Raw genomic sequence first — 18,704 nt, 5'->3', positions numbered from 1 at the left:
CCCCGCCCGTGCATTCGACGGCCGCGATCGCGCACGCGGCTCTCACCCGTCGCCCAGCACGGCCCCGCTCTCCGGCAACGTCGCGCCGCCGTCGACGACGATCGTCTGACCGGTGATGTACGCCGCATCGGCCGACGCGAGAAACAGCATCGCGTTCGCGATGTCCTCTGGCTCGCCCAGCCGCGCGAGCGGAATGTCGCGCGCAATCTGCGCGGCGACCGCCGCATCGCCGAGATTGCCGGCCGCCGGCGTGCGGATCATCCCCGGCTCGACGCCGTTGACCGTCACGTTGCGGCACGCGAGTTCGAGCGCCGCCGCGCGGATGAAGCCGTTCACGCCGGCCTTCGACGCCGCGTAATGCGCGAGCCCCGGATAGACGACGCGCGGCCCGGTCACCGACGACGTCACGAGCAGCCGCCCCGCTCCCGCACGCTCGAATGCCGGCAGCGCGGCCTGTGCGAGCCAGAACAGCGCCGACAGGTTGACCGCCAGCGTGCGCTCGAGCATCGGCTCGTCGATCTGCGCAAACGGAGTCAGCGGGAAGTACGCGGCATTGTGAACGACGACGTCGAGCCGGCCGCCGTCGCGCTCGACCGCCGCGACGAGCGCGCCGAGTTCGTCGCGGCTCGCGGCGTCGACACGATACGCGCGCGCATCACCACCCGCGCTGGCGAGTGCGTCCGCCTGCCCGGCAGCGGCATCGCCGTTGAGATCCGCGAGCGCGACGAACGCATCGGATTCCGCGAAACGGCGCGCGATTGCCGCGCCGATCCCCTGCGCGGCGCCCGTGACGAGCACGACGCGTCCGCTGAAATCCGCGCGCAGACGGCCGCTGCCCGGCACGGCGTTCATTGCTGCGCCCCGCCACCGAGCGGATGCACGGTTTCGTTCAGCACCTGCGCATGCGCGCCGATCGGGAAGTTCGACAGCGTGCCGAAATCGCCGCCCTGATAGCCGAAGATCTTGCCGTCGGTCTTGCGTTGCGCGAGGTCGATCAGCACGACGCCGAGCGTCGGCACCACCTTCTCGCGCCACACGAACAGATACAGTTGCTCTGCAATCCTGAAGTAATGGCAGCGATCCACGTCCGCCAGCCCGCCTTCGACGCCCTGCAGGCACTGCCATGCGTAGAAGTTCTCGTTCAGGTAGATGTGCTCGTAGCATTCGGTCGGGCTGTAGCGGTACATCGTCCGCTTGCCGATCAGTTCGCGCGTGGGCCCGTGCAGCGGGCCCGGCTGCGCATGGCCGCCGAGCGCGCCGTGCCGGAATGCCGCGTCGACGCCCGTCAGCGGCAGCCCGCGCGCGACCCTCGTGAACGCGTCGATGTGCGTATCGACTTCGGTCGGCAGCGTGCCGATCACCGACGTCCACACGCCGTTGCCGACGTCGATCACGAGGCTGACCGACGTCGCGCGCGCCACCGGATCGATGTAGTCGACGAAGTACAGGTCGTCGCGCAGCCGCGTGACCCGGCACGGCGCACGGCCGCCCGTGTCGGTCGCCGCGTCGCGCCATTGCAGCGCGCCCGCCTCGAACGTATAGACGCGCCATGCGCCCGCTGCGTCGCCGAGGGCCACCGACCGCCCGACGAGCGCGTTCACGGGCGCGAGGATGTTCGCGTCCGGCGCGAAGCCGTCCGCGAGCGCGCCAACCTGGATGAATACCGGATCCTGTCGTTCCACCTGCCGTCTCCTGCGCAGCTTCAGGCCCGGCGGGCCGTGTACGCTGCTCATGTGCACATGGTGCGGGCTGCGCGCGCCGCGCGGTATCGGCCAAAAGGATGAAGGGCGCGCGGCGCCGGAACGCGCTACAGTGCACGTGATCCGCGCCGCTGCCGGCGCGAGGAGCGCCCATGCACCGTGTCACCCATTACCGTCGGACCGATGAAGGCATCGAGGCGATCAGCCTCGAGTCCGACCGCACGTTTCCGCGGCACGCGCACGACGAATTCGGGGTCGGCGTGATCGTCAGCGGCGCGCACCGGTCCTGGAGCGGTCGCGGGCAGGTCGACGCGCTGGCCGGCGACGCGATCATGGTCAATCCGGGCGAGATGCACGACGGCATGCCGATCGAGACGGGCACGGGCCGGCGCTGGCGGATGCTGTACCTCGCACCCGCGCTGGTCGCGGGCGTCGCGGCGGAAGAAGGCCTCGGCGGTGTCGAGCTCGCGCATCCGGCCGTGCGCGACGCACGGCTCGCGGCCGCGTTCGGCCGGTTGCATGCACGGATCGTCGCAGGAGAGGCGCCGCCGCTCGCCCGCGACGAGGCGCTCGTGACGCTGGTCGCCGGGTTGCTCGCGCGGCATTCGAACCGCGCGCGGCCGGCCACAGGCGTCGCGCCGGCGATCCGCGTGGCCCGCGAGCGGCTCGATGCGGCGCCCGCCGCCCCCGTCTCGCTGGCCGAACTCGCCGGCCTGAGCGGCGTGAGCCGCTTCCAGCTGCTGCGCGGGTTCGCGCGCGAACTCGGCATCACGCCGCACGCGTATCTGGTGCAGTCGCGCACGCGGCTGGCGCGCGCCCTGCTCGCGAGCGGCCGGCCGATCGCGGATGCCGCGGCCGAAGCCGGCTTTGCCGACCAGAGCCACCTGACACGCGCGTTCGCGCGCCAGTTCGGGATCACGCCGGGACGATTCACGCAGGCGGGCTGACGGGCTTCGCGGTCCCGGCGCGGCCGCCAGCTGCGCGACGATGTCGATCGTTTCCGTTCGGCGGCAACGGCTCTGGATGGCGGCGTGACCGGTCATCCTGAAACACATCACGCCGTGCCGCTCCGCTCACCGACGCCGCTGCAATTTCGTTCAAGACGCGCACACCGCCGCACGCGATGATGCGGCGCATGAAAACACGACTGATCGGCTATCTCTATCTTGCCGCCGCGATGGCGGGCGTCGGCAGCACCGTCATCGCGAGCCGGCTCGCGGCCGACGGCCTGCCGCCGTTCGCGGCCACCGCGCTGCGCTTCCTGATCGCAACCCCGTTGCTGTTCGCACTGATGCGTGTGCAACGGATGCGATGGCCGCGCATCTCGGCACGCGACGCCGTGCTGCTGGTCGTCCAGGCCGCGGCGGGCGGTGTCGGCTATACGGTGCTGCTGATCAGCGGAACGAAGCTGTCGTCGCCCGTCGATGCCGGCGTGATGCTCGGCACGCTGCCGGCGATGTCGACACTGATCGCGGCGGTCGTGCTGCGCGAGCGGCAGACGCCGCGCGACTGGGGCGCGGCCGCGCTTGCCACCGCCGGCGTGCTGTTCGTCACGTTCGCGCCCGGCCACGCCATGCCGTCGCTCCGGACGCTCGCCGGCGACGCGCTGGTGCTGGCCGCCGTCGCATGCGAGGCCGTGTTCATCCTGCTCAACCGGCGGCTGTCGGCGCCGTTGCCGCCGCTCGCGCTGTCGACGGCGATGTCGGGCCTCGGCTTCGTGCTCGCGCTGGTGCCGGCCGCGTTCGAATGGCACGCGCTGGCGACCGGCTGGAACGTCGGCGCGGTGTCGGCGATCGCGTACTACGCACTGGTGCCGACCGTGCTCGGCTATCTGTGCTGGTATGCCGGTTCGGCGCGCACGAGCGGCACCGAAGCCGCGCTGTTCACGGCGGTCGCGCCGGTCTCGGCCGTGCTGTTCGCGGTCGCGCTGTTCGGCGAGACGCTCGGCGGCACGCGACTGCTCGGTATCGCGCTGGTCGTCGCGGGGATGCTGGTGGGGGCGACGCGGCGGCGCGAAACGCCATCACGCGAAACGGACGCACGGTCGAGGTCGCCAGTGCAACCGGCGGCACCCACATTGACCGTCATCGATTGAGCGGCGTGAGCTGCGTGATCGGCGTGAGCGACGACTGTAGGAATGTGTCCGCACGCGGCAAAATCGTTGCGCACTGTCGTGCAAGATGCAATATTCGCGTGGCCGGGCCATTCGACAACCACCGAACAATAATTCGCATCGCCATGAACAAGAAGGAAGCCAAGACAAGAATCGCGGCGCTGCTGTCCGCGGGCACGAGGAAAGCCGACGTGCTGGCCGCGCTGGCCGGACAGGGCCTCAAGGATCGCGTGCTCGCGCGCCTGATCGCGTCGCGCCCCGATCCCGCGCTGTGCAGGAAGAACAAGGTGCATACCCGGGTCCTGATCGCGCTCGGCATCGCGCAGTTGGCGATCAGCCTCGCGCTCGCCTATCTCCTCCTGGTGGACGGACTCAGCATGGTTGCCGCGGTGCTGTTCCTCGCACTGACGGTGCCGCTGTCGCTGCTGTTCATCTGGGGCTTCGCGACCCATCGCGTCGGCGCGTATCACGCGTTCATCATTCTGTCGCTGCTGCAACTCCCGAAGACCATCGCCGATCTCGGCCGCGATCCGTCGGCCGCGCTGCCGACGCTCGCGGTGACGGTCATCCTGGTCGGCTACGTATGGTTCGTCCGCAACCGGCTGTTCCCCGACTTCGGCTGGTTCACGCCGCGCAAGGTCGAAGGCCGTTACGCGTTCGTGGAAAGCGCCTGACGCCGCCACCTTCACCGCGCACCATGAAAAAGGCGCCGGGCCGCCCCGCAATCGCGGGACGGCCCGGCGCCTTCTGCATTCCGGAACCCGGCGGCTTACTTGGCCTTCTCAGCCGTATCGCTGATTGCCTGGCCACCCTTCGAAATGTCCTGTCCCATGCCTGCAACGGTATTGCAACCCGCGAGCGCGGCGGTCACCACCAGCAGCACTGCAGCAATCGTACGCGTCATGCTCATTCTCCTTCGAGTCAACATGCCCGACCGGGCGAATCGTATGCGGCGTGGCGCCCTGCGGCGCGCAGGACACGGGGCCTGACCTGATTATACGGAGACAACCGCCGCGCGCCAGTGTTGACCGAGCCGGTGTCACGCAGGCTATACAGACGCTTCGAGCAGATTTTCCTTGACTTCGGCCACCCGCGAACTAATATACGCACCGCGTATATTTCTCATCAGGTGCCGCCGATGACCGTTCCCCAGCAAGCCTTCCTGCGCGACGCGATGCGCCGCCTCAACATGACCCGCGAAGCGTTCGCGAACCGCATCGGCGTAAGCCGCCGTGCGCTGGACACGTGGCTGTTGCCCGACGACTCGCAGGAATCGCGCGGGATGCCCGAGATCGTCGAGCGCTTCGTGTCGGAAATCGTCGAACGCTCGGCGCCGGATGGTGGAGACTATACGCAAAGCGTAGACAAACAGGGGCTCGCGAAGCAATTCCTGTTCGAAGGCAAGCCGCAGCTGATTTCCGTGGACCAGTTCTCGCGGGATTCGGTCGAGGCGCTGTTCCGCGTCGCCGACGTGATGCAGCCGATCGCGCGCCGCCACAAGATCTCGCGCGTGCTCGAAGGCGCGGTGCTCGGCAACCTGTTCTTCGAGGCCAGCACGCGCACCCGCGTGTCGTTCGGCGCGGCCTTCTGCCGGCTCGGCGGCTCGGTGTGCGACACGACCGGCTTCACGTTCTCGTCGATGGCCAAGGGCGAATCGATCTACGACACGAGCCGCGTGATGGCCGGCTACGTCGACGCGCTCGTGATCCGCCACCCGGAGAAAGGCTCGGTTGCCGAATTCGCGCGCGCGACCAACCTGCCGGTGATCAACGGCGGCGACGGCCCGGGCGAGCACCCGAGCCAGGCCCTGCTGGATCTCTATACGATCCAGCGCGAGTTCTCGCGGCTCGGCAAGATCGTCGACGGCGCGCATATCGCGCTCGTCGGCGACCTGAAATACGGCCGCACCGTGCACTCGCTCGTCAAGCTGCTCGCGCTGTACCGCGGGCTGAAGTTCACGCTCGTGTCGCCGCCGACGCTCGAAATGCCCGCGTACATCATCGACCAGATCGCGACGAACGGCCACGTGATCGAGCAGACGAACGACCTCGCGGCCGGCCTGCGCGGCGCGGACGTCGTCTATGCGACGCGGATCCAGAAGGAGCGCTTCACCGACGAGTCGTTCGAGGGCTATACGCCGGATTTCCAGATCAACCAGGCGCTCGTCGACTCCGTCTGCAAGACCGACACGCTGATCATGCACCCGCTGCCGCGCGACAGCCGGCCCGGTGCGAACGACCTGTCGGTCGACCTGAACCGCGATCCGCGCCTCGCGATCTTCCGGCAGACCGACAACGGCATTCCGGTGCGCATGGCGATCTTCGCGGTGCTGCTCGGCGTCGAGAATCTCGTCCAGCATTCGATGCGCGACGCGACGTGGCGCCCGCCGGCGTACCTCGGGCCGGAGGATGCGGTGTTTCACGGGATCGATTGACCCGCATCCGGTGTCGCGCGGCTGGACTTGAGATTGCCTCAGGTCAAGGGCCGCGCGCCGAAGCCACGCACAACGCGCCGTCTTGCACGGCGCGTTTTCATTTTCGACGCGGGAGATGCGGGAGATGCGGGAGCAGCCGGCCGGGCGTTAGCGGGCCCACGGGTCGATCACGCGCAGGCCCGCCGCCTCGAACGGCGCGACATCGCGCGTGGCCACGATCAAGCCGTTCGCCGCGGCAGTCGCGGCGATAAAGCCATCGGCAGACGCCATCGCGTTGCCGGCAGCACGAGCCTTCGAACGAAGGCTTGCATACGCTTTACTCGCCTCATCGTCGAACGGCAGGATCCGGCCGCGAAACAGCGGCACGACACGCTGTTCGATGCTTTGGTGCAGCCAGTCCCGCCTTCGACCTTCCGGCAAGGCGGCCACGCCGAATCGCATTTCGGCAAGACTGATCGCGGCAAGGAACAGCGTCTCGACGTTCTGCGCGTCGAGCCATTCGATCACGGCCACGCTCGGCTCGCGCCGCAGCGGCTCGGAAATGACGTTGGTATCGACCAGGATCATTCGAAGCTCATCGGATCGGTTGGCGACCGGTCGCGCGGAACCTCGAAATCGATGCCGCCGGCCGCTCGCCCGATGTCGGCCAGCAGCGTTCCCAGCTTGGGCCGCCCGCCGGGCCGAACGGCCTGCTCGAGGATGTCGCGCACCTCGGCTTCGGTACTGCGGCCATGTTGCGCCGCACGGATTCGAAGCGCGCGATGCACCTCGTCTGGCAAATTTCGGACAGTGATCACGGGCATGATGCGCCTCACCACGTTTGCTTTCAATGCAGTCATTTTATCACCATGCTGTCACTTGGAACGAATGAAGACGCAACCACTGTAGCCCGCCTGCCAAGCCCTTCACACTCGGCCATTCGGCCATATTCCCCCGCCCCGCAAGCCTTCAAGCCCTCTGCAACATTCGTCAACATTTCCAGATGAAATGCGAACAAGAACGCTTCTCATTTAACAAGAAATTACATAGAATGCCGGCTGAAAACAAACTGTAATAATTCCCGGCGGCATGCACATTTCCGTAGTGCGTCGTTCCCGGGGCCACACTGCGAGGTCGAAGCGCACCATGAAGTCCCGTCCTGAAGAGCAGAAGCTCGGCAAATTCACCACCCTGTGCAGCGTGCTCGCCGCGAGCCCTGCGTTCGCCGACGGCACGCCGCCGCCCGCCCCGGTCAGCACCGAAGGCCATCTCGCGCCGATCGAGGTCCAGGGCAAGGCCGAGCACAGCTACAAGGCCGACTTTTCCGCATCCACGAAATTCACCGCGCCGCTCGTCGACACGCCGAAGTCGGTGACCGTGATCCCGCAGGAGCTGATCCAGAACAGCGGTGCGGCAACGTTGACCGAAGCGCTGCGCACCGTGCCCGGCATCACGTTCGGCGCCGGCGAAGGCGGCAACCCGCTCGGCGATCGTCCGTTCATCCGCGGCTACGACACCCAGGGCAGCATGTTCGTCGACGGGATGCGCGACACGGGCGCGACCACGCGCGAGATCTTCAACACCGAGCGCGTCGAGATCACCAAGGGCTCCGACGGCGCGTACGGCGGCCGCGGCGGCGCGGGCGGCAGCATCAACCTGATCACGAAGGCGCCGCACCTCGGCACGTCGGCCGCCGCGAGCGCGGGTTTCGGCACCGACCGCTATCGCCGCTTCACGGCCGACGGCAACTGGCAGTTCGCCGATCACGCGGCGTTCCGCCTGAACCTGATGAGCCACAACAACGACGTCGCCGGCCGCGACGTCGTCAACAACGAGCGCTGGGGCGTCGCGCCGTCGATCGCGTTCGGCCTCGGCACGCCGACGCGCGTGACCGCGAGCTACTACCACCTGTCGACCGACGACATGCCCGACGGCGGCATTCCGTACTTCTACACGACGTCGAACAAGCCCGCGAACGTCGGCACGATCTACCCGGCGCCCGTCGACCGCCACAACTTCTACGGCCTGATCGACCGCGACTTCCGCAAGACCACGTCGGACATCAGCACGATCAAGATCGAGCACGACATCACGCCGAATCTGACGGTGCGCAACACCACGCGCTACACGGAATCGACGCAGGACTACATCTGGACGCAGCCCGACGACAGCCAGGGCAACGTGGTCAACGGCAAGGTCTGGCGCCGCAACAACAACCGCAACAGCTCGATCAACAGCCTCGCGAACCTGACCGAACTGTTCGGCGAATTCCGTACCGGCCCGTTCAAGCACAGCTTCACGACCGGCATCGAGCTGTCGCGCGAATGGGGCAAGCGCGATTCGTACACGGTCGCGACCGACAAGGGCACGATCTGCCAGAAAGGCATCGGCGCGCCGTCCGGCTACAACTGCACGAGCCTGTGGTCGCCGAATCCGAACGATCCGTGGGCCGGTTCCGTCACGCGCAACAACGACTATGCGCATGCGCGCACCACGACCAAGTCGATCTACGGTTTCGACACGATCGAGCTCACGCCGCATTGGCAGGTGAACGCCGGCGTGCGCGTCGACGACTACTCGACCCGCTTCACCGACACCCAGGCGAACGGCGGCAAGACCACCACGCGCGACGACACGCTCTTCAACTGGCAAGCCGGCCTCGTGTTCAAGCCCGCGCAGAACGGCAGCATCTACGCGTCGTATGCGACGTCGTCGACGCCGGCCGGCATGCTGCTCGGCGAAGGCAGCGAAACGCAGTCGCTCACGCCGGGCCGCGGCGGCGTCGGCCCGAACGCCGATCAGATGGCCCCCGAGAAGAACCGCAGCATCGAGCTCGGCACGAAGTGGAACGTGCTGAACGACAAGCTGTCGCTGACCGCCGCACTGTTCCAGATCGACACGACGAATGCGCGCGTGACGCTGCCGAACAACCAGTACGCGATGGTCGGCAACAAGCGCGTGCAGGGTCTCGAGCTCGGTGTCGCGGGGCAGATCACGAAGCAGTGGCAGGTATTCGGCGGCTATACGTACATGAAGAGCGCGCTGCGCGACAACGGCAAGGATGCCGCGAACAACGGCAACCGGTTCCCGAACACGCCGAAGCACAGCCTGACGATGTGGTCGAACTACGACGTCACGCCGAAGTTCACCGTCGGCGGCGGCGCGTTCTACATGTCGGAAGTGTTCGGCGATCCTGCGAACCTGCGTGCGGTGCCGTCGTACTGGCGCTTCGATGCGATGGCGCAGTACCGGATCAACAAGAAGCTCGACCTGCAGCTGAACGTGAACAACCTGTTCAACCGCACGTACTTCGATCAGGCGTATCCGGCACACTACGCGTCGATCGCACCGGGCCGTTCCGCGTTCGTCACGCTGAACGCGCGCTACTGATCGATGGAGGCCGTCTCGCTGAAGGCGCTCGCGTCGGTGTCGCCGCGCGCGTTCGCCGACATCCTGGCCGGGCCGCCCGAGCGCGCCGCCGCGTGGGTCGCGGCGGCCGCCGATAACGGCATCGTCGACGCGCAGGCCGTCTACGGGCAGTACCTGCTCGACGGGCACGGCGTCGCGCGCGATCCGGCCGCCGCATGCGGCTGGTTCCGGCATGCGGCGCGGGCCGGCCACCCGATGGCGATGAACATGCTCGGCCGCTGCTACGAGTTCGGTTGGGGGACGGCCGCGTGCGCTCAGGTGGCCGTGTACTGGTACCGGCTCGCCGCGCAGGCCGGGCTCGACTGGGGCATGTACAACTACGCGACGGCGCTCGCGCTCGGCAACGGCGTCGACGAGGATCGCGCCGCCGCGCTCGACTGGTTCCGACGCGCAGCCGCGCTCGGCCATGCGAAATCGATCAACCTGATCGGCGGCTTCTACGAGGACGGCTGGGTCGTGGCCGTCGATGCCGACGCCGCGTTCGACCACTATCGTCGCGCCGCCGAGGCCGGCGATTTCCGCGGCCAGTTCAACTATGCGCGGCTGCTCGCCGATCGCGGGCGTATCGACGAAGCCCTCGTCTGGCTCGCACGCGTGCCGGCCACCGCTACCCCCGCGTTCGTCGCGAAGATGCGCGCGTATCTTGCCTCGTCGCCGCTCGCTGCATTGCGCGCGGCGGCGCTGCAGTTGCCGTCTCAGGGCATGGAATTCGAATCATGATGCTTCATATCCCCGGCGTGCTGACCAAGGCGCAGGTCGCGCAATGCCGCGAGATGCTGGATGCCGCCGACTGGGTCGACGGCAACGCGACGTCCGGCGCGCAGTCGGCGCTCGCGAAACGCAACCGGCAGTTGCCGGAAGGTTCGCCGGTCGCGCGCGCGGTCGGCGATGCGATCCAGGATGCGCTGGCGCGGCATGCACTGTTCTTTTCGGCGGCGCTGCCGTTGAAGGTGTTTCCGCCGCTGTTCAATCGCTATGAAGGCGGCGAGACGTTCGGCACGCATGTCGACAATGCAATCCGGCTGCTGCGCGGCACGGATTTTCGCGTGCGCAGCGACCTGTCGGCGACGTTGTTTCTCGAGGAACCGGACGCGTACGACGGCGGCGAGCTGTGCGTGGAAGATACGTACGGCGTGCATCGCGCGAAGCTGCCGGCGGGCGATCTCGTGCTGTATCCGGCGTCGAGCCTGCATCACGTCACGCCTGTTACGCGCGGGGAGCGCGTCGCGTCGTTCTTCTGGATCCAGAGCATGGTGCGCGACGACGGCGACCGCACGCTGCTGTTTCAGCTCGATACGCAGATTCAGGCGTTGTCGGCGGAAAAAGGCGCGAAGGATCCGCTGGTCATTTCATTGACGGGGATTTATCACAACCTGTTGAGGAAGTGGGCGGATGCATAGAGTGGGTCACCCCCCGCCCGTCCGGAAATCACGATGTCACACACTCCCGTTTCGGCATCCGAATTCGAGGTTCGCGCACTCGAATACGTCCGGCTCGTCGATACGTCGGGCGAAGACCGCATCGTGACCGACCACGGCAAGCCGACGCCGGAAATTCGGCCGAATCAGGCGCGCGACACCCGGCCATCGGACATATTGCGCGACTCGGTCAAGCGTTACGACACGTCTCTCGATCCAATTGCGGACGATGACTGCGAGGTGTCGCGGCGATCATGCTCGATACGCATGGGCCAACCCGAAGCACATAGGCCATCGGCCCACTGCGTATCGGCGATTCATCCAATCAAATCGCCCACGACCGACCACGCGCGGTGCACCGCACTCACCGGCACCGCCCTCACTCATTACCCGTCGGAACGGCAGCAGTAGTCGTTCAGCGAGCGCCATTGCACCGTGGCGCAACGAGAATCGCACTCCATATACGGCCCCGTCGAGCAAACCATGCTCGACGAACGCGTCCGCTGACATTCTTTCCGACGACACCACCCCCGCGTCGGTAACATCCGCACTTGCCGATCCCCGCCCGCTCCCGCACAATCGGGCCACCTGCCTCCCTCCCCCCGCGCCGATGTCCTATGCGTCACTCACCACCGGCGTCCTGCTCGCCGGCGGTCTCGGTCAACGCTTCGACCCCAGCGGTCTGCACAGCAAGCTGCTCGCGCGGCTTCCCGACGGCACGCCGGTTGCGGTCGCGGCCGCCCGTCACCTGGCGGCGGCCACGGCCGAGGTGATCGCCGTCGTGCGCCCCGGCGCCGAAAAACTCGCGATCTTGCTGAACGAAGCCGGCTGCCAGGTCGTCTATGCGCCCGACGCGATGCGCGGCATGGGTGCAAGCCTGGCAGCCGGTGTCCGCACCACGCCGGAAGCGACCGGCTGGCTGGTCGCGCTCGGCGACATGCCGTGGATCGCGGCGTCCACCTACGAAGCGGTCACACGCGCCCTCGACGCCGACGACGCATCGATCGTCGCCCCCGTGCACCGCGGCGTCCGCGGCCATCCGGTCGGCTTCGCCGCGCACCACTACGATGCGCTGGCCGCGCTCGACGGCGATACGGGCGCCCGCGCGCTGTTCGCCAACGCGCCGGTGAACCTGCTCGAGGTCGACGATCCCGGCATCCTGCGCGACGTCGATACGCCCGCCGATCTACGCTGACATCGACGCGCGCCGGCCGCGCCGCACATGACGGACGCCTGTCGCCGTGCGATCCCGCGCGATATCTGCAGAGGTGCGCATATCGCCGGCAATCCGCATGCCGCCGCGAGAATCCCGCTGCAAACCCCCGCCCGATTGCCTATAACGGAGACGAGACGCGCCCGCCGCGCCACCGCCGTCACGCATTGCGCGAGTTCCCCATGGACCACACGACCCCGATGCCCGAGCCCCCGGCCGACCCGAACCGCGATCCGGAAGACGATCCGCTGTCGCCACCGCCGCCGGGGCATCCTCACGACAACCCGCAGCAGCCCAACGGACCGCCGAGCAAGGATCCTGTTTAGCCGCATCCGCCCGCGCCATCGGCCCTGCTCCGGCACTCGCCCCGACAAACGGCAGCCGCCTGCCGTGCCGGTATCTCCGCCAGCGCCCCTTACCGCGCCGTATACCCGCCGTCGATGGCCAGCGACACCCCGCTGATCATCGACGCCGCGTCGCTGAGCAGGAACAGGATCGGCTCGGCCACCTCGTCCGGCTCCGCGAAGCGCCCGAGCGGAATCGCCGCGAGCATCGGCGCGCGCTTCTCCGGCTCGCGCCATGCGAACTGCGCCATCGGCGTGAGCGTGACGGTCGGGTTCACGCTGTTCACGCGAATCCCGTGCGCGCCGAGTTCGATGCACAGCACCCGCGTCACCGCGTCGAGCGCCGCCTTCGATGCGCAATAGCTCAGATGCGCGGGCAAGCCGACGAGCGCGGCCTGGCTCGATACGTTGACGATGCTGCCCCGCGCACGTGCCGCGCCCCGACCGTCGCGTTCGATCATCTTCCGCGCGACGGCCCGCGCCACGAGCGCCGCGCCGCGCGCATTGACGGCCATCACGCGATCGAAATGCGTCGCGCTGACCTCGAGCGCGGGTTCGAGCGACGCGATCCCCGCGCAATTGACGAGCCCGTCGAACGCGTCGTGCCCGGCGAGCGCGGCATCGATCGCGTGTTCGTCGCCGCCGATATCGATGTGCAAGGTTTCGCATGCGATCTCGCCGGCCAGCAACGCGAGCGCGGCCGCGTCGCGCCCCGCCGCGACGACCCGCGCGCCGGCATGCGCCAGCGCAACCGCGCAAGCGCGCCCGATCCCGCTCGACGCACCGGTGACGAGCACCCTTGAGCCGCCGAAATCGAATCGGGTCCTCATGACGACGTGCGCAGTTCGTGCATGATCGGCCTGAGCGCGGGATACAGCGCCGTATAAAGCGCGAAGCGCGCCGCATACGCCTTCGCGCGCCCCGCATCGGGTCGCGCGCGTTCGACGAGCGTGGCCCAGCCGCCCTGCGCGTCGTCGTGCGACACCAGCCCCGCGCCGACGCCCGCGAGCAGCGCGGCACCCATCGCGGCTTCGACGTCCTGCTCGATCGTCCAGACCGGAAACCCCGTCACGTCCGCGATGATCTGCATCCACAGCGCCGAATGCGCGGCGCCGCCGACGACGATCAACCGGTCGTCCAGCGCCGCCGCGCCGCGCCGGCCGGCCTCGATGTTGTGCCGCAGCGCGAACGCGACGCCTTCGAGCACCGCGCGATACAGGTGCGCGCGCGTATGTGCCAGGCTCAGTCCAATGAATGCGCCGCTCGCCTTCGCGTCCCACACCGGGCTGCGTTCGCCCATCAGGTACGGCAGGAACAGCACGCCGTCCGCGCCGGGCGGCACGCTTTCGGCCGCTTCCTCGAGCAGCACGTGCGGATCGCCGTGCGGCAGCAGTCGCGCCGCATCGATCTCCGCATGACAGAACTGGTCGCGAAACCACGCGACCGACGCGCCGGCCGTGATCGCGCCGCCGAACACGTACAGGTCGCGCTGCCCGTCGAACACGTGCGGCATGCTGACGAGCCCGTGCCGCGCATCGACGTGCCGGCTCACGTAGCCCCAGCACATGCTGGTGCCGATCATCGCGACGTGCTGGCCGGTGCGCGTCGCGCCGGCCGCGAAGGTCGCGACGGCCGCATCCACGCCGCCCGCGACGACCGGCGTGCCGGCCGGCAGGCCAAGCTGTTCCGTCCATTGCGACAGCAGCCCGCCGACGACATCGGTCGATTCGACGAGCCGCTCGGGCATCATCGTCGCCGGGATGCCGAGCATGTCGAGCGCATCGTCGGACCACTCGCGGCGCGCGACGTCGTACACGCCGCCGATGTTGCCGGCCGAACTGTGGTCGACCGCGACTTCGCCGGTCAGCAGATAGATCACGTACGCGTTCGGCGGCAGGAAATAGCGCACGTTCGCCCACACGTCCGGACGCTGCTCGCGCAGCCACAGCATCTTGGTGAATCCGTAGTAGCTGTCGACGCCGTTGCCCGTGATCACGCGCAGCCGCTCGACGTTCACGTTCCGGTTCACCCAGTCGACTTCCGCGGTCGCGCGCCGGTCCATCCAGATCAGGCACGGATGGAGCGGCCGCATGTCGCGGTCGACCGGAATGCCGGAGCCGCCGTACAGGCTGCTCACGCACACGGCGCGGATCGCGTCGGCCGGCACGCCGTGCGCGCGCGCGTCGCTCACGCAACCGGCGATGCAGTCGAGCACCGCGTCGAACCACACCTGCGGCCACTGCTCGGCCCACAGCGGGCGCGGCGTGTCGGGCTGGTAGCCGGCCGAGCGGCGCGCGACGATCGTGCCGTGCCGGTCGACGAGCAGCGCCTTGGTGCTCTGCGTGCCGATGTCGACGCCTATGACGTATTCCATGATGTCTCCGGTGAGGCGCACTGGCCGGCGTTCAGCGGGCCGGCTTCAGCAGCACCTTGATCGATTCGGGCGATTTCGCGACGCGGATCGCGTCATCCCAGTCCTCCAGCGCGAAGCCGTGCGTGACGATGCCTTTCGACGTGACGAGTCCGCGCGCGAGCAGGTCGATCGCGACCGGATAGCAGTACGGCCCCAGATGCGCACCGCGCACGTCGAGCTCCTTGCGGTCGCCGATGATCGACCAGTCGGCGGTCGTGTCCTCGCCGAACACGCTGAACTCGACGAAACGGCCGAGCTTGCGGATCAGTTCGAGCCCCTGGTTCACGCCGACCGGCGCGCCGGTGGTTTCGATGTACACGTCGCATCCGTAACCGTCGGTCAGCGCACGGACGATCGCGCGCGCATCGTCGCGCTTCGGGTTGATCGTCACGTCCGCGCCGTATTGCCGCGCAAGTTCGAGCCGCTCGTCGATCAGGTCGATCACGACGAGCTTCTTCGGCGTCTTCAGGTGCGCGACCTGCGTCATCATCAGCCCGAGCGGGCCCGCGCCCGCGATCACGACGACATCGTCGAGCTGAAGGTCGCCGCGGTTCACGGTATGGATCGCGCACGACAGCGGCTCGATGATCGCCGCATCCTCGAGCGACACGCCAGGCGGAATCCTGTGGACGATCGCCGTCGGCGGAATGCGCATGTATTCGGCCATCCCGCCGTCGGCAACCTCGCGCTGGAAACCGAAGATATTGTGCACCTCGCACATCCAGTACTGGCCCGACTTGCAGTAGCGGCACTTGCCGCACGGCACGATCTGCTCGGCGATCACGCGGTCGCCCGGCGCGACGCCGAAATGCTCGGCCGCGCCGTCGCCGAGCGCTTCCACGTAGCCGAAGAATTCATGGCCGGGAATCACGGGCGCCTTGACCCACGGGCTCGGGCCGCCCCAGAACATCTTCGCGCCCGTATGGCACTTGCAGTCGCTCGCGCAGATCCCGCACGCGGCGATGCGGATCACGAGTTCGTTCGCGCCCGCGCGCGGCTTCGCGACCTGTTCGACGCGGTAATCCTCGGGGCCGTGGCAAACCACCGCGGTCATGCGCGGCTGGGCTTCGGGTGTCGTCATGAGTTGTCTCTTCCGTTGATGATTCGGATGTCTGAGGAATGGATCGTTACCGCGACCGTTCGCGGCTGATGTAGATCGCGAGCAGGATGATTCCGCCCTTGATCACGTTCTGCACATACGGGTTCACGCCGATCATGTTCAGCCCGTTGTTCAGCACGCCGAGCAGCAGCGCGCCGACGAGGGTGCCGAGGATCGCGCCGCGCCCGCCGGAGATCGACGTGCCGCCCATCACGACGGCCGCGATCGCATCGAGTTCGAAGCCGACGCCGGCATTCGGCTGCCCGCTCATCAGGCGCCCGGTCAGCACGATCGCGGCGAGCGCGGACGTGAGCCCGGCCAGCGTATAGACGATCAGCTTCACGCGCGCGACGCGCACGCCGGTGAGCCGCGTCGCCTGCTCGTTGCCGCCGATCGCATACACGTAGCGGCCGAACGGCATCCGGTCGAGCAGCAGCCACGCGATCGCATAGACCACCAGCATGATCAGCACCGGTGCCTGGATGCCGAGCACCTTGCCGCTGCCGAAGAACGCGACCCAGTCGGGCAGCCCGTCGATCGGATAGCCGCCCGTATAGATCAGCGCGAGGCCGCGCGCGATGCCCATCGTCGCGAGCGTGACGATGATCGGCGGCATCCCCGCGAACGCGACGAACACGCCGTTCAGGAAACCGAATCCGAACCCCACCGCGATGCCGATCCCGAGCGCGGCAGCCGCATTCACGCCGGCGACCATCAGCCCGGCCGCGAGCGTGCCGGACAGCGCCATCACCGAGCCGACCGACAGGTCGATCCCGCCGGTCAGGATCACGCAGGTCATGCCGACCGCGATGATCGCGTTGATCGACACCTGCCGCAGCACGTTCTCGAGGTTCGCGGCGGACAGGAAGCTCGGACTCGCGATCATCATCGCCACGCACACGACGATCAGGCCGACGAGCGGATAGAACAGCGTCGAGCGCCGCAGTTGCGCCCACCTCGCGCGCGGCGGCGGCGCCTCCCCAGCCGCGGCCGCGGCCGCAAGCGTCGTGGAAGGCGTGGAAGAAGAGTCAGGCAGGTTCATGGGTCGCTCCTCGCGTGCCGGCCGTGGCATGGGTCATGACCGTGTCGGGATCGATCTCGTCGCCTTCGAGCGTCGCCTCGATGCGGCCCTGCCGGAACACGGCGACGCGATCGCACATGCCGACGATCTCCGGCAGTTCGGACGAGATCATGATGATGGCGTAGCCGCGCGCGGTGAGTTCGCGCATCAGCCCGTAGATTTCCGCTTTCGCGCCGACGTCGATGCCGCGCGTCGGCTCGTCGAAGATCAGCACGGTCGCGTGATGGTTCAGCCAGCGCGCGATCACGACCTTCTGCTGGTTGCCGCCGGACAGCGTCGCGACCTCGGTGTGGATCGACGGCGCCTTCACGCCGACGCGCCGCATCACGTCGTGCGTCGTGCGCGCCTCGCCGCGGCGATCGATCAGCCAGCGCATCGACCGGTACTTGCCGAGGTTGTTCAGCGAGATGTTGTCGCGAATCGAGAACGACGTGACGAGCCCTTCCGTCTTGCGGCTTTCCGGCAGGAGGCCGATGCCCGCGCGCAGCGCGTCGGCCGGATCGGCGAGCTTCGCCGCCGCGCCGCGCACGCGCACGTCCTTGCGGTGCGCGCGCGTCGCGCCGATCACCGCGAGCGCGGTCTCGGTGCGGCCCGAGCCGACCAGGCCCGCGAAACCGAAGATCTCGCCCGCATGCAGCGCGAAGCGGTTCACCGGGCCGTCGCGCTCGATCTGCAGCGCGTCGACTTCGAGCACGGCGGGCGCATCGGCCGGCCGCGCGGGCTTGGGCGGGAAGCTGCTTGCGAGCCGACGTCCGACCATCATCCGCACCAGCTGCTCGACGTCCGTACGCGCGACATCCGTGGTCGCGACATACTGGCCGTCGCGCAGCACGGTGATGCGGTCGCACACCGCGAAAATTTCATCGAGGTGATGCGAGATGAAGATCATCGCGACACCCTGCCGCTTCAGTTCGCGCATGATCGAGAACAGGTGTGCGGCCTCGGCCGGCGTGAGCGTGGCGGTCGGTTCGTCGAGGATCAGGATGCGCGCGTCGAGCGACAGAGCCTTGCCGATCTCGACGAACTGCTGCTGCGCAACCGACAGCGTGCGCAGCGGCGCGTCGAGATCGATCGTCACGCCGAGCCGCGCGAAGATGCCGGCGGCAACGCGCCGCATCCGCGCGCGATCGCGCCCACCCCAGCGGGTGCGCAGCTCGCGGCCGAGGAACAGGTTGTCGACGGCATCGAGGTGCGGAATCAGGCTGAACTCCTGGAACACGATGCCGACGCCGGCCGCGACCGCGTCGTGATAACTCGCGAAATGCCGCGCGCTGCCGTCGATCTCGATCGTGCCGCTATCCGGCTGGTGGATCCCGCAGAGGATCTTCATCAGCGTCGACTTGCCGGCACCGTTCTCGCCGAGCAGCGCGTGAATCTCGCCGCGCGCGATCTCGAGATGAATGTCGGACAACGCCTTCACGCCCGGAAAGCGTTTCGTGATGTGGCTGAGCGTCAGTATCGTGTCCATCGGCGGCTCCCTG

18 protein-coding genes and 1 pseudogene are annotated in these 18,704 nt (G+C 68.1%); 9 read left to right on the top strand and 10 right to left on the bottom strand.

The window, feature by feature from the left end; all coding sequences use genetic code 11:
• Nucleotides 1–42 precede the first annotated feature (42 nt).
• Nucleotides 43–852: an SDR family oxidoreductase gene (locus U5771_RS25310; RefSeq protein WP_322026495.1), complete on the bottom strand. Its 810-nt coding sequence runs from the start codon at nt 850–852 to the stop codon at nt 43–45.
• A complete protein-coding gene (locus U5771_RS25305; RefSeq protein ID WP_322026494.1) occupies nt 849–1,682 on the bottom strand; it encodes a molybdenum cofactor biosynthesis F family protein in 834 nt (277 codons plus the stop codon). Before U5771_RS25305 ends, U5771_RS25310 begins: the two co-directional genes overlap by 4 nt.
• A 170-nt stretch (nt 1,683–1,852) precedes the next feature.
• Between U5771_RS25305 and U5771_RS25300 the strand changes: the two genes are divergently transcribed.
• From U5771_RS25300 to U5771_RS25290, 3 genes are all read left to right on the top strand, one after another.
• Nucleotides 1,853–2,647 (top strand): AraC family transcriptional regulator, encoded by a 795-nt coding sequence (locus tag U5771_RS25300; protein ID WP_322026493.1) that lies wholly within the window; start codon nt 1,853–1,855, stop codon nt 2,645–2,647.
• Nucleotides 2,648–2,835: 188 nt separating this feature from the next.
• Entirely contained in the window at nt 2,836–3,795 is a 960-nt protein-coding gene (locus U5771_RS25295) for a DMT family transporter (RefSeq protein WP_322026492.1), read from the top strand.
• A 143-nt stretch (nt 3,796–3,938) separates the two neighbouring features.
• Complete coding sequence (locus U5771_RS25290) at nt 3,939–4,487, top strand: permease (protein ID WP_322026491.1); 549 nt, start codon at nt 3,939–3,941, stop codon at nt 4,485–4,487.
• Nucleotides 4,488–4,582: 95 nt separating this feature from the next.
• Here U5771_RS25290 and U5771_RS25285 read toward each other — a convergent pair whose 3' ends face one another.
• Nucleotides 4,583–4,717 (bottom strand): entericidin A/B family lipoprotein, encoded by a 135-nt coding sequence (locus U5771_RS25285; protein WP_059449563.1) that lies wholly within the window; start codon nt 4,715–4,717, stop codon nt 4,583–4,585.
• 234 nt (nt 4,718–4,951) lie between these two features.
• On the opposite strand from U5771_RS25285, the gene U5771_RS25280 reads away from it, so the two are divergent.
• Nucleotides 4,952–6,247, top strand: coding sequence for an aspartate carbamoyltransferase (locus tag U5771_RS25280; protein ID WP_322026490.1), 1,296 nt, complete (start codon nt 4,952–4,954; stop codon nt 6,245–6,247).
• 147 nt (nt 6,248–6,394) lie between these two features.
• Here the strand turns inward: U5771_RS25280 and U5771_RS25275 are convergent, their stop codons facing one another.
• Both U5771_RS25275 and U5771_RS25270 read right to left on the bottom strand, forming a co-directional pair.
• Entirely contained in the window at nt 6,395–6,814 is a 420-nt protein-coding gene (locus U5771_RS25275; protein ID WP_322026489.1) for a type II toxin-antitoxin system VapC family toxin, read from the bottom strand.
• Entirely contained in the window at nt 6,811–7,050 is a 240-nt protein-coding gene (locus U5771_RS25270; protein WP_322026511.1) for a FitA-like ribbon-helix-helix domain-containing protein, read from the bottom strand. The genes U5771_RS25275 and U5771_RS25270 overlap by 4 nt, the downstream gene beginning before the upstream one ends.
• A gap of 322 nt (nt 7,051–7,372) precedes the next feature.
• On the opposite strand from U5771_RS25270, the gene U5771_RS25265 reads away from it, so the two are divergent.
• The 5 genes and pseudogenes from U5771_RS25265 to U5771_RS25245 all read left to right on the top strand — a co-directional run bounded on the left by U5771_RS25265 (nt 7,373) and on the right by U5771_RS25245 (nt 12,268).
• Complete coding sequence (locus U5771_RS25265) at nt 7,373–9,616, top strand: TonB-dependent siderophore receptor (protein ID WP_322026488.1); 2,244 nt, start codon at nt 7,373–7,375, stop codon at nt 9,614–9,616.
• A gap of 3 nt (nt 9,617–9,619) precedes the next feature.
• The gene (locus tag U5771_RS25260) at nt 9,620–10,375 is read left to right on the top strand and encodes a tetratricopeptide repeat protein (RefSeq protein WP_322026487.1); all 756 of its coding nucleotides are present in this window, start codon (nt 9,620–9,622) and stop codon (nt 10,373–10,375) included.
• Nucleotides 10,372–11,055, top strand: coding sequence for a Fe2+-dependent dioxygenase (locus tag U5771_RS25255; protein WP_322026486.1), 684 nt, complete (start codon nt 10,372–10,374; stop codon nt 11,053–11,055). Before U5771_RS25260 ends, U5771_RS25255 begins: the two co-directional genes overlap by 4 nt.
• Before the next feature lie 33 nt (nt 11,056–11,088).
• A pseudogene (locus tag U5771_RS25250) lies at nt 11,089–11,322 on the top strand (type II toxin-antitoxin system Phd/YefM family antitoxin); the annotation flags it as partial.
• Nucleotides 11,323–11,683: 361 nt separating this feature from the next.
• Nucleotides 11,684–12,268, top strand: coding sequence for a nucleotidyltransferase family protein (locus tag U5771_RS25245; protein WP_322026485.1), 585 nt, complete (start codon nt 11,684–11,686; stop codon nt 12,266–12,268).
• Nucleotides 12,269–12,701: 433 nt separating this feature from the next.
• Here the strand turns inward: U5771_RS25245 and U5771_RS25240 are convergent, their stop codons facing one another.
• From U5771_RS25240 to U5771_RS25220, 5 genes are read right to left on the bottom strand one after another with little or no spacing between them, the layout of a single operon-like run.
• A complete protein-coding gene (locus tag U5771_RS25240) occupies nt 12,702–13,460 on the bottom strand; it encodes an SDR family oxidoreductase (RefSeq protein WP_322026484.1) in 759 nt (252 codons plus the stop codon).
• Nucleotides 13,457–15,004 (bottom strand): FGGY-family carbohydrate kinase, encoded by a 1,548-nt coding sequence (locus U5771_RS25235; RefSeq protein WP_322026483.1) that lies wholly within the window; start codon nt 15,002–15,004, stop codon nt 13,457–13,459. The genes U5771_RS25240 and U5771_RS25235 overlap by 4 nt, the downstream gene beginning before the upstream one ends.
• A 31-nt stretch (nt 15,005–15,035) precedes the next feature.
• Nucleotides 15,036–16,124: an alcohol dehydrogenase catalytic domain-containing protein gene (locus U5771_RS25230; RefSeq protein WP_322026482.1), complete on the bottom strand. Its 1,089-nt coding sequence runs from the start codon at nt 16,122–16,124 to the stop codon at nt 15,036–15,038.
• Between the two features lie 46 nt (nt 16,125–16,170).
• Nucleotides 16,171–17,184, bottom strand: a complete 1,014-nt coding sequence (locus U5771_RS25225) for an ABC transporter permease (RefSeq protein ID WP_322026481.1) — start codon at nt 17,182–17,184, stop codon at nt 16,171–16,173.
• Complete coding sequence (locus U5771_RS25220; RefSeq protein ID WP_322026480.1) at nt 17,171–18,691, bottom strand: sugar ABC transporter ATP-binding protein; 1,521 nt, start codon at nt 18,689–18,691, stop codon at nt 17,171–17,173. Before U5771_RS25220 ends, U5771_RS25225 begins: the two co-directional genes overlap by 14 nt.
• Nucleotides 18,692–18,704 lie beyond the last annotated feature (13 nt).

The sequence above is a fragment of the Burkholderia sp. BCC1977 genome (genome assembly GCF_905339595.1).
GTDB lineage: Bacteria > Pseudomonadota > Gammaproteobacteria > Burkholderiales > Burkholderiaceae > Burkholderia.
The sequence above is the reverse complement of the archived record's forward strand: the minus strand, read 5'-3'. Positions and strand labels throughout refer to the sequence as shown.